Source organism: Phormidium sp. FACHB-592, assembly GCF_014695795.1.
Lineage (GTDB): Bacteria > Cyanobacteriota > Cyanobacteriia > Leptolyngbyales > Leptolyngbyaceae > Stenomitos.
Genome location: NZ_JACJOZ010000046.1, coordinates 42,092 through 53,479, shown reverse-complemented (window position 1 = coordinate 53,479; position 11,388 = coordinate 42,092). Strand labels below are relative to the sequence as shown.

Annotated in this window: 11 protein-coding genes; 5 read left to right on the top strand and 6 right to left on the bottom strand. The window is 51.4% G+C overall.

Annotated elements, in window-relative coordinates:
- Positions 1-21 precede the first annotated feature (21 nt).
- From H6F86_RS12445 to H6F86_RS12425, 5 genes are all read right to left on the bottom strand, one after another.
- Positions 22-648, bottom strand: coding sequence for a flavin prenyltransferase UbiX (locus H6F86_RS12445; protein WP_190448923.1), 627 nt, complete (start codon positions 646-648; stop codon positions 22-24).
- 157 nt (positions 649-805) lie between these two features.
- Complete coding sequence (locus H6F86_RS12440) at positions 806-3,202, bottom strand: ribonuclease R family protein (RefSeq protein ID WP_190448922.1); 2,397 nt, start codon at positions 3,200-3,202, stop codon at positions 806-808.
- A 698-nt stretch (positions 3,203-3,900) separates the two neighbouring features.
- Positions 3,901-4,479 (bottom strand): GNAT family N-acetyltransferase, encoded by a 579-nt coding sequence (locus H6F86_RS12435; protein WP_190448921.1) that lies wholly within the window; start codon positions 4,477-4,479, stop codon positions 3,901-3,903.
- Positions 4,479-5,897, bottom strand: a complete 1,419-nt coding sequence (locus H6F86_RS12430) for a YdiU family protein (protein WP_190448920.1) — start codon at positions 5,895-5,897, stop codon at positions 4,479-4,481. The genes H6F86_RS12435 and H6F86_RS12430 overlap by 1 nt, the downstream gene beginning before the upstream one ends.
- A gap of 83 nt (positions 5,898-5,980) precedes the next feature.
- Complete coding sequence (locus tag H6F86_RS12425) at positions 5,981-7,729, bottom strand: ABC transporter ATP-binding protein/permease (RefSeq protein WP_190448919.1); 1,749 nt, start codon at positions 7,727-7,729, stop codon at positions 5,981-5,983.
- A gap of 6 nt (positions 7,730-7,735) precedes the next feature.
- Between H6F86_RS12425 and H6F86_RS12420 the strand changes: the two genes are divergently transcribed.
- The 4 genes from H6F86_RS12420 (at position 7,736) to H6F86_RS12405 (ending at position 10,097) form a co-directional block, all read left to right on the top strand.
- The gene (locus tag H6F86_RS12420) at positions 7,736-7,945 is read left to right on the top strand and encodes a hypothetical protein (RefSeq protein WP_190448918.1); all 210 of its coding nucleotides are present in this window, start codon (positions 7,736-7,738) and stop codon (positions 7,943-7,945) included.
- Positions 7,946-7,986: 41 nt separating this feature from the next.
- Complete coding sequence (locus H6F86_RS12415) at positions 7,987-8,706, top strand: pyridoxine 5'-phosphate synthase (RefSeq protein WP_190448917.1); 720 nt, start codon at positions 7,987-7,989, stop codon at positions 8,704-8,706.
- A 185-nt stretch (positions 8,707-8,891) separates the two neighbouring features.
- A complete protein-coding gene (locus tag H6F86_RS12410) occupies positions 8,892-9,221 on the top strand; it encodes an MgPME-cyclase complex family protein (RefSeq protein ID WP_190448916.1) in 330 nt (109 codons plus the stop codon).
- A 78-nt stretch (positions 9,222-9,299) separates the two neighbouring features.
- Positions 9,300-10,097: a hypothetical protein gene (locus tag H6F86_RS12405; RefSeq protein ID WP_190448915.1), complete on the top strand. Its 798-nt coding sequence runs from the start codon at positions 9,300-9,302 to the stop codon at positions 10,095-10,097.
- Positions 10,098-10,202: 105 nt separating this feature from the next.
- Here H6F86_RS12405 and H6F86_RS12400 read toward each other — a convergent pair whose 3' ends face one another.
- Positions 10,203-10,514, bottom strand: a complete 312-nt coding sequence (locus H6F86_RS12400) for a hypothetical protein (protein ID WP_190448914.1) — start codon at positions 10,512-10,514, stop codon at positions 10,203-10,205.
- 281 nt (positions 10,515-10,795) lie between these two features.
- On the opposite strand from H6F86_RS12400, the gene H6F86_RS12395 reads away from it, so the two are divergent.
- Positions 10,796-11,311 carry an adenine phosphoribosyltransferase gene (locus H6F86_RS12395; RefSeq protein ID WP_190448913.1) on the top strand — a complete coding sequence of 172 codons (516 nt, stop codon included), beginning with the start codon at positions 10,796-10,798 and terminating at the stop codon, positions 11,309-11,311.
- Positions 11,312-11,388: the final 77 nt, after the last annotated feature.

The window sequence follows — 11,388 nt, the reverse complement described above, 5'->3', positions numbered from 1 at the left end:
TCTGCATTTTCTTCTCTAGCTCTAGTGTCCTTCCCAGCGAGTCAGCGGCACGCAGTCAATATCTAGCTGATCTAAGGCACGGGCAACAACGAAATCAACCAAATCTTCGATCGTCTGCGGCTTGTGATACCAGGCAGGAATGGCGGGTACAATGCGTGCTCCAGCTTCTGCCAGAGTCGTCAAATTGCGGAGATGGATCAAGCTGAAGGGAGTTTCACGCGGTACGATGACGAGCTTGCGACCTTCCTTAAGCTGGACATCGGCGGCGCGTTCGAGTAGGTCAGAGCTAAGTCCGCCTGCCAGTTTAGCAACGGTACTCATGCTGCATGGCAGGATGAGCATACCCAGCGTCCGAAAGGAACCGCTAGCGATCGTCGCTCCCACATCGCTCCAGGGATGGCAGGTGAGTTTGCCCGCGTGATCGACCCCTGCCTGCTGCCGCCAAAACTGTTCTTGCTGCATCGGTTCTGGTGGCATCCGTGTCTCTTGTTCTGCTTGCCAGACCATGTAGACCGCTTTAGACGCAACTAGCTCGATCGTATAGCCCGCTTCTAGAAGAAACTTCAAAGCACGGACGGCATAAATTAGTCCAGAGGCACCAGTGATGCCCAGGATGAGGGGACGAGCGGAGAGCGTTGAGAAAGACAAGGGTTTAGAAGTTTTAGGGAAAGGTGAGGCGGCGAGGAAGCAGAGGAGGCAGTTTCAAGTTTCAAGTTTCAAGTTTTGCATTGACGGCTGACCGCTGATAACTGACCGCTCTTTTCCACTGACCGTTTGCCTTCTGCCCCTCCTCTCCCCCTTTCCATTACTCATCATCAAACTCTGGTTCTGCGTCTACTACCTGTACTGGTTCTGCAACAATTTCGTCATCCGTTGCCTCGCTGCCACCGCCGACTGCAATGAGGTCGATTTGCTGGCGGTAGTAGTCTACGCTCTTCACCTGAACTTCTATGCGATCGCCCAAGCGATATTGCTTACGGTTTTTGCGCCCGACTAGGGTTTGTTGGCGCGATCGATACTCGTACCAATCGTCCTTAAGAGAGCTGACATGTACCAAGCCTTCGACGAGCAACTCTTCGATCTCAACAAACAGCCCGTAGGACTGCACACCCGTAATCAACCCGTGAAAAATTTCGCCAGTGCGTTCTCGCATCAGTTCAGCTTTCTTCAGCCCTTCCAGGTCTTGCTCGGCTTCTTGAGCGACTTTTTCGCGTTCGCTCAGGTGGATAACTTGAGCCGCAAAGTAGGTTTCTAACTCTTGCTGAATTTCGGGTGGCAGCACGTTCCAGCTAATATTGCCGTGCGATGAACTGTGCCGCAAATTGACAGTTTCTTTAGAGCGACTGGATTTGCGATCGCGCCCTTCATCAAACAGCGCATGGAGAGACCGTTGCACCAATAGATCGGGATAACGGCGCACTGGCGATGTGAAATGAGTGTAGCCATGCTCTAGCGCCAGCCCAAAGTGCGGTCGGGGGGTTGTGCTGTAAAACGCAGGCTTCAGCGTTTCGAGCAGCAGATAGGTCATGACTCGCTCGGCATCAGATTCGGCAAACTTCTGGGTAAAGTGCTGATAATCCTCTGGGCGTACGAGATCTTCTTGTTCCAGGTGCAGCTCAATACCCATGCTGATGGATAGCTTGATGAGTTCTTGCACATCGTCTGGGTCAGGAGTGGGATGCACCCGGTAGAGACTTGGCACACTCAACGCTTGTAAATGACTGGCAACAAGCTGGTTTGCCAGCAGCATGAATTCGGCGATCGTGGCGTAGGTTGGCACTGAAGGAGAGACTACCATCGCGCCCAGCACACCTTCGTCGTCATAGTGAAACTTCGGCATGAAGACGAGCTTGCTGGTATCTTGAGCCTCGCTGCTGCTGGTCAGGCTGCTCGAACTGGGCTTTTCGGGCAGGTTCAGTTCAAACGCGCCTCGCTTGTGGCGTTGCTCTTTTAGCGCATGGCTCAGTGCCGAGAGTTGGTCTAATAACGCAAACACTGGCTCCAGCGGCTGAATGTCTGGGTTTGACGGCTGATCGCTGGCGGTCGATCGCTCTAGAATTGCTTGTGCCTGCTGATAGCTCAACTGATGGTCAACGTTGATCACCGTTGGCTGAATTTCGTACTCAATGACATTTCCTTCATTGTCCAATGTCACCAGGACAGACACAGCGAGCCGATCTTCGCCCGCCTGAAACGCGCAGAGCGAATGGGCGATCGCATCTGGCAGCATGGGAATAACCAGATCGCCTAAATAGACAGAAGTGCCGCGTTTGCGAGCTTCGCGATCGATCGGCGAGTCAGGTTCAACATAATGCGAGACATCCGCAATGTGGACACCCAAGCGCCAGTGCCCTGTGTCGGTTTGTTCCAGCGTCAGCGCATCATCCAGGCTATCGGTATTTGCCTGACTGCTATCGGCTTTGATCGTCACTGTGGTCAGTCCGCGCAAATCAACCCGTCCTTTCAGGTCTGTTTTGCTCAGTTTGGTGGGAATTTCTGCTGCTGCTTCTTCTACTGCATCGGTAAAGGTGCGGGAGAGATAATGCTTGCAGCACACAATATCAATGTCGGCAGCATCGGTATCAGTCCCAAGAATCTTCGCGACGGTGCCGAGCGGCGGTTGTTGTCCGAGTGGGTAACGCAGCAGCTTGACGTGCGCCAGGTGGTCGATCGCGTCACCCAGATTGGCACCGTTTTGCGCTTCATCGTCTTGCTGTAGATGCACTTCAAACAGCAGGCGATCGTCTAACGGTACGGCTCGAAACCCATCTTCGGCTTGCTTCACTCGTGCCAGCACAGACGGATTAGACCGCTCTACGATTAGACGCACTTCACCTTCGGGGCTGCGGCGGCGACTGCCTTCTTTTGTGACGCGCACCAGCACGCGATCGCCATTCCAGGCATTACTAAGCTGGCTTTCGCGAATGTAGATATCTTCTGCACCTTCGATATCTTGGATGGCAAAGCAAAAGCCTTTACTGGAGCAACGCAGCTTTCCTTCCACGACGCCTTCTTCTGTCACCCGTTTGTACCGCCCCCGATCTTTGGTCAGAATGCCGATTTTTTCGAGCGCATCTAGCGCAATCTGGAGTCTTTGCAGGTCATCATCGTCTCGGCAATCCAGCTTTTTTTCTAAAACTTTGGGAGCGACCAGCTTGTCATCGGTAAAGTTTGACAGCAGTGCAGCGATCGAAAATTCCATGAAGCGATAGATCCTTGTACTTAATTCTGTATCAGATTCGTAACAGAACCGTAAGATGAGGCTTTTCTTGATGAACGCCATCAACCAGCGCTAACCAGCAGTTCCTCAAACACCAGTTCTTCAGACGGTTTAGTCAGATGCGCTTGTTGCCTCGCCTGCTGCCTTCCGTTGCGCTCCTTCAACTCGGTTGAGCCGCCAGACTGGAGCCATGACTCAGAACACGCTGAACCGTTAAAGTTACTACCGCTGCCTTTAGCGCTAGCTCAAACCAACGTTGGCTTAAAACGTTAACTTAAACTGAGGGTAGCTTTGATGAAACGGGACAGTAGCAGTTGCGGCTTTGCGTAAAGGGCACTGTTTGGAATAGCAGACAGCCAGGAAGCAGAGTCAGAGAGGTCATCACCTTGCAACTCGGCACTATTGCATTGTGTAAGCGTTGTCCTTGCAACCGCTGTCAACACGAATGAGCGCTTAACAGTGGCTAGAACGGGTACGTTATGGGTCAGCGTCCATGCCAGAAAGCTGATTCTGTCGCTGGTCGATCGCCAATAACTTCCTGCTTACAGGCTAGTGCCCAAATCCTAGCGGTTTCCTTACTCTATTAAAACTCTATTTAGCGCTTTCGCACCAATGGTACTGAACAAAATGGTGTTAAGCCTGCGATCTTTCGAGCGAAGACAAGGCAGAAAAGCGATCGTTTAGTCTGGTTGCCAATGGGTATTAAGCAGGCTAGTCAAAATGTGGTCTTCCCATTTGCCATTAATTAACAGATAGTCTCTTGCATAGCCCTCGACTACGAAGCCTAATTTTTTTAGTAAGTTGCCACTCCGCTGATTGCGAGGCATATAGTTAGCAACAATGCGATGAAAATTTAGCTCATCAAAAATGTACTTAGCGCAGAGACTAACGGCTTCTGACATATAGCCGTTTCCTTGCTTATTTTCTGCCAGACTATAGCCTAAGAGGCAGGCATGAAGTGGCGCACGAAAGAACTGAGTAAAGTTAACAATGCCAATGATTGTGTCTGGATTTGCTTGCTCAAAGACAAAGAGCCTGAGCGATTGGTTGTAGTTGAATTCAATGAGATTCCGCTCTACCTGTCCCCGCCAAAAGTCTTCCTTAAAAAAATCGTCGGGTCGGGTTGGTTCAAAGGGAGTTAGAAAAGCACGATTGGTGCGATAGTAACGCACGATTTCACGGACATCGCGCCTGGTCCCTAACCGAACTAACAATCGGTGCGTTGAAAGTTGCGGTGGCGCTAGAGGATGCTCTTTCATTAGGCTCGAAGGCGCTGTAGCAGGCTATTAAAAGGTTGCCAATCATCGTTCTCAGCGATCGCATCCCAGACAGTTTCAATCTCTGGTCGCAAGGGTGTTGCAGTTGGATTATGGTCACGAAGACGAGCGGCGATCGCGCCCATTTCCGCTTCTGGCAAGCTTAACAACAGATTGAAGTAGCAGCGCTTCCAGTGATCCCAGAGGGTGGCAAAGTCACCGGGCGAAACGCTGACCTGAGGGAAAATGTGATTGATATCCTCGCGCCAATGACTCGAAAACTGCTGCGCCAGTTCGGCAAAGAAGCTGTGATAGCCTACTTGCGTTTCCTTTAAAAGCTGTAGCGTCAAGTTAAGCAACTCATCCAGTTCAGGACTTTCTACCGCTTCAAAGCCCAATTTTTGCAGCATCCGTTGCCGATAGGCTTGTTCATAATGCTGGTTAAACGTCTCTAGCCCTGCATCTAGATCAGTAGAGGCAATCACTCGTTCCAACGGACGTTGCAGCATCTCTAAATTCCAGCGGCAAATGGCAGGTTGCCTGCCGTAGCTGTAGCGCCCACCATAATCAAAATAGGCAGCCGTAAAACTAGGGTCGAGTGTAGGGATAAACGCAAAGGGACCGTAATCAAAACTTTCGCCCGTAATTGCCATATTGTCTGTGTTGAGCACGGCATGGCAGAAGCCGGTAGACATCCACTGCGCCGTTAATGTTGCCACGCGCTGCACCAGTTCGGCATAAAACAGCGCATATCGATCGCTCTGCTCCCATAGATGCGGATAGTAAACCTCAATGACATGATCCAGCAGAATGGCGATCAGGTCTTTGCGATCAAGGCGGTGGAGCCGCTCAAAGGTGCCAAACCGAATGTGCGATTGTTGGAACCGTACCATGACGGACGATCGGGTTGGTGAAGGTTCATCCCCACGCCAGAGTGATTCCCCCGTCTCGATCAAGCTCAAACAGCGAGAGGTTGTCACTCCAGCCCGATGCAGTGCCTCTGCTGCCAACACTTCACGGACGCCACCCTTGAGCGTGAGCCTGCCATCGCCCCCTCTGGAGTAAGGCGTTGTGCCCGATCCTTTCGTGCCCAAGTCGTACAGTTTGCCATCTGTGCCCCGCACCTGCCCATAGAGAAAGCCGCGACCGTCACCCAGAAAGGCGTTGTATTCGCCAAACTGATAGCCGTGATAGCGCAATGCCAACAGCGGACGCGCTCCTTGAAATTTGCCAAACGCTTCCACAAAGTCAGCATCGCTAACTGCTTGTGGGTCTAAGCCCAATGTTGGCAGTAGGTCATCATTGCGAAACCGCAAAATGTGCGCCGGAAACTCAGCCGCAGTAACCTGATCGTAATAGTCGTCGCCCAGCCTTTCGATGGATGGTTCGTAATCGAGGAGCAAGAGAGGATCGGCAGACATTGCAACAGTTGGGGAAGGGCAGAGAGGGAGGCATCACAACCTTCTTGAACTATGCATGAAGACCAGACAATGATCAATCTTGACTAAGACTGATTGTGCAACTGCCATGTCTTATCCTGCGAAAGCTCTAAAACCGATTGATGGTACTGGGTAAGCGTCGATCGATGTCCCACACTCAGAAACGTAGTGCCGATCGCTCGTAAATGTTGATATAGTCGCGCCTCGTTGTCCGCATCCAAGGCACTGGTAGCTTCATCGAGAATGGCATAATTTGGTTTTTGCAGCAGCAACCGGGCAAAGGTCAACCGCTGCTGTTCGCCCAGAGACAGCACATCTGCCCAGTCTCGTTCGACCTCGAAGCCGCCAAAGCGTTCAGCTAAATCAGCCAGGTTTACTTGCTCCAGGATTTGCGTCAAGTGCTGGTCGTCTGCTTCAAGGTGGGTATTGGGATAGAGGATCTGATCACGTAAGCTGCCTAACACCATGTAAGGACGTTGCGGCAGAAAGAGAATTTGGTCAGCGTCGGGACGGACGATCGTGCCCTTTCCAGCGATCCACAGCCCTGCGATCGCTCGTAGCAGTGAACTTTTGCCGCAGCCACTGGCTCCCATCACCAGCAAGCCTTGTCCGGTAGGCACTTCAATTGACAAGTCTTCGACCAGCGTCCGCTGATAGCTTGGGGTTTGCAACGTGAGATGCTCTAGCGCCAGGCGATCAGCGGTGACAGTTTGAATCGTTGTTAGAGTTGTAGCGGCTGTTTCAGTTGCTTCAATTGGCTGGGTCTGCTCCGGCTCGACTGGTTCCAGTTCGGCTGACGCTAATTCAACCTGTTCTAAAAACTCAGCAAACGAATACAGGCGATTAATCCCAGCCCCAAAGGTTGTCAACGCCTGGAAGCGAGCAACCACCAAGTTCAGCGAGAAAAAGACTCGGATGAACGCGCCCTGTGCTTCGCTAACTTTGCCAACTTCAAGCTCTCCTGCAAAAATCGCGGGCGCTACTACCAACGCAGGCAGAATGAAGGGAATGAACTCGTAGGCATTGGTCAACACATTCAGGTTTAGCTCCCAGAGCAGGAGCCGTTTGACATTATCAAAGACTTCGAGAAACCGATACTTGACCTGGGTTGCTTCCTGCTCTTCACCGCGATAGAACGCGATCGCCTCCGCGTTTTCTCGAATCCGCACCAGGCTAAACCGAAAATCTGCTTCTTTCTTGAGTTGCTCAAAATTCAGCCGCACCAACGGTTTGCCAAAGACAACCGTTGTTACCAGCGTGCCAACGAGCGCATAGAGCAACAGAAATAACACGAGAGAACGAGAAATCCCCCAAAGTACGCCGCTAAAGGCAATGACCGATAGCACCGATTCCACCAGCACTAGCAAAAACGTGAGCGATTCCTGAGTGAAGCTGCGAACATCTTCGGCAATGCGCTGATCAGGATTATCAATGTCTACATCTGATGTGCTGAGGTTATAGTAAGCACGATCGCCAAAATAGTTGTCTACGAAGCGATTGGTTAGCCAGCGTCGCCATTGCAGACTGAGACGATCGCGCAGATAGCGGTAGCCTGCCAACAGTGGCGCATAGATAACCAGCACGCTAATGAAAATCACAACCGTTTCCCAAAAGCGCGACTCATCTTTGGCAGAAAGGGCTGAGATCAGCACACCTCGCTTGTTGTTGAGCACCACACTTAGCCCGGTATACGCCAGCAAAAACAGCACGACTCCCAGCAGTAGTCCCCTGGCTTGCCATTTTTCCTCACTAAACCAGTAGGTTTTGGCGATCGCCCAAAACTGCCGGAAGACTTGCAAATTCAATCGATCCATCCGTTTATGTTCCTTGAAATAGCGATCAGCATTCAGCTATCAGCGGTCAGTGTTCAGTGGTTGGAGTTAACGCAAAACTCTCTAGCAACGTGGCGCAAGGCGTTACTCAAAACTCTTTCACTCCCCACCTATCCTACTGATGCTGACAAACTGATGCTGACGAAGCAATGCGATCGCACTCAATTCTCTGATCCTTGTCTAACGCGCAAGTCCTAACGGTAAAATAAGGGCTTGCAACAGCTTTGGGAGCCACTAGCTTGCCGACACTTGGCGTTAATATCGATCACACCGCAACAGTACGGCAGGCACGGCGCACAGTAGAACCTGATCCCGTAGCTGCCGCTGTTTTAGCGGAATTAGCGGGTGCCGATGGTATCACCGTCCACCTGCGCGAAGATCGCCGACATATTCAGGATCGCGATGTGCGCTTGCTGCGGGAGACGGTGCGAACTCACTTAAACCTGGAGATGGCAGCGACGGATGAAATGGTGGCGATCGCCCTCGACATCAAGCCTGATTACGTGACCCTCGTACCCGAAAAGCGCGAAGAAATCACCACTGAAGGCGGACTAGATGTGGCAGGGCAGGCAGATCGCATGGCGCAGATTGTCACCACATTGCAAGACGCTGACATTCCGGTGAGCCTCTTTATTGACGCTGACCCCAGGCAGATTGAGGCTTCCGCAGTCATGCACGCTCAGTTTATCGAACTGCACACCGGGCAATATGCCGAAGCCAAAGCCGAAGCCCATCGAGCGAAGGAGCTAACAATCCTGAAAGACGGCTGCGAACAGGCGATCGCCGCTGGTTTGCGCGTCAATGCTGGACACGGACTCACATACTGGAATGTGTATCCGATCGCCTGTTTGCCAGGAATGGAAGAACTCAATATCGGTCACACGATTATCAGCCGTGCCATCCTAGTTGGTTTAGAACGAGCCGTGCGTGAAATGAAACAAGCGATGCGAGGAGAATGAGGCGTAGAGCGTTTTGAGTTACGAATTTTGAGTTTTGCGTTAAAACATTCAAGCGCAAGATTCAATAAGACTTACCGTTCTTTGCCTTCACTCACCACCAAAAACTCAACACTAAAACTAGGCTTTAAAACTAAGCGTTCTAACTCTCACTTCTATTCATTTCAATCAACACTACTCACATGACCATGCAAACCTACTACTACGTGCTTGCCAGCCAACGGTTTCTTACTGAAGAAGAGCCGATCGATGAAGTGCTGAAAGAACGCACCCGGCATTACCACGAGCAAGAAAAAGAAATCGACTTTTGGCTCGTTAACCAACCTGCGTTCTTGGAAGCACCGGAACTGGCAGAGACTAAAGCTAAGTGCCCACAGCCTGCGAGTGCTATTATTTCAACCAATCCTCAGTTCATTACCTGGTTGAAACTACGGCTGGAATTTGTGGTGACGGGTGCGTTTCAGGCTCCTTCTTACACCATTCCGCAGCCCTTAGCCTCCTTAGCATCCATTTCTTAAGCCTTTGGCATGAAGGTTGCTTGTTGGCTTTCCAGCGATAGGAGGGCATCGCCAACTTAAACCCTCTCAAGAAAGTTTATGTTTCAGATTGCCCGACGATTCCAATTTTTGTTGCGTCCAGTGCTGTTCTCTGGAGCAAGTTTGGTGGCGGCGGCGATCGCCTCTGCCCAAATTCCACCGGCACCGCCTACATTAAATACTCCTGCACCAGCAAATACTCCTGCACCAGCAGGCTATGCTGACTGCCAACCGCCTAGCCCCAGTGAATATTTGCTATTGGTGGTGAGCAAGACACCCGAAAGCCAGGAGCAAGTGCGTCGTACCTTACCCTCAAGCGCTACGGTGACGGTCTGCAACTACCTCAACGACGTGGTAACGCGAGTGGGTGGGTTTCCCACGGCTGAAGCAGCCGATGCCTGGGCAAAGTATGTGAGAGAGTCGATCGGGCTGTCTGCTTTCGTAGCTCGACCATCAGAAGTGGCGGCGCAACCGTCACCAGCACCCATGCAACCGTCACCAGCACCTACGCCAACGGCTCCGGCTCCAACAGCAGGCGTCGCGCGATCGTCCTCACCTCAAAGCATAGGGACGTTTAACCCTCAGGCTTTAGGTGGCGGCTATGCGGTTTTGGTCGATTACTTTAGCCGCCCAGAACTGGCAACCCAGGTGCAGCAGTTGGTTGGCAAAGAGATTGGTCTGGCAGCCTATCGCCAGCGACCGTACTTGTTAGCGGTGCATACCAGTGACCAAAGCCTTGCTAATTCAACCTTGCAAGCGTTGACCGATCGTGGCTTTTGGGCAATGGTGGTCGATAGCCGTCGAGTCATGCTGCTGCGTCAAGCGATCGCCACACCACAATCAACCGTGAAAAAGTAACCTGCGCTTTTTCTTAGCCTGAAAGCCAGCGTTTGAAGCTTTGCTACTGCTGTGGAGCTGAACGCTGATTACTGATTACTCATGCTGAACGGCTCTTTAGCTTGGCTACGCTTTAGTCTGAGCCTGTGCCGCACAAAGTCGTTCGATCGCCTGGTCAGCCGTAATCAGCCGCTTTAAGACTACTTGTCCGATCGCTTGTGTTGTGGCATCAAGCTGAGCCGGATCAGTTGGTTTAACCTCAACCATCAAAACCGCGTCTTCGACCCGATAAAGCCACAGCTTCTCCTCCTTCTCCCAAACGCAGAGGTTAATCTGGCTAATGTCTGGTTTGCGCCTCCAGGCGCTTTCGTTCCATAGCCCTCCTAATTCCCAGACTCTACCAACTGTCCAGCCATCCGACAAAAAAAAGTACTTCACAACGGTATTCCGAATTGCTGCAACGTCTCATCTATCAAACTACGAACAACCTTGCTAAACTCAGCCGCCTTTATGGAAGTAACACACGTCACACTCAGCGCAACCAACCATAAACTACAGTACTGCGAGTAAGATGGCACGATCGCTCGCACAAGTTTCCTAACTGGTTTTCTGATATCAATGGTTCGCGATCGTCTATGCCCTACTGTCTGCGATCGCTTACACTCAATATCACTTATTCAGCATTCACGTTCTTCCAGTAAATTCGTTTCAGCAAATTCATGGACATTCAGGCTCTTATTCGCGACATTCCAGATTTCCCAAAGCCAGGGATTATCTTTAAAGACATCACCACTCTTCTGCGTGATGCGGATGGGTTGCGTTACACCATTGATGCGCTGGCAGAAAAATGTGCTGACTTTGCGCCAGACTTCATCATTGGGATGGAATCGCGTGGCTTTATTTTTGGTGCTCCGCTAGCGTACAAGCTAGGAGCAGGCTTTATTCCCGTTCGTAAACCGGGCAAACTTCCGGCAGCAGTGCATTCCATTGAGTACGAGCTAGAGTACGGCATGGATCGCCTGGAAGTGCATCAGGATGCGCTTCATCCTCCCGATTGCAAAATTTTGATTGTGGATGACCTGATTGCAACGGGTGGCACGGCAGCGGCTACCGCTCAACTGGTGCAGCAGTCTGGCTGTCAGTTAGTTGGCTTTGCCTTTGTCATTGAGCTTAAGGATCTGAGCGGACGCAAACGGCTACCGGAGGTACCGATCATCACGCTGGTTGAGTATTAGGATAGTTCTAAGTTGTTGGCAGCAAGCCGTTGGTCATGGAGCCTGAAGCCAACAACGATGGCTGAACAATCTTTAGC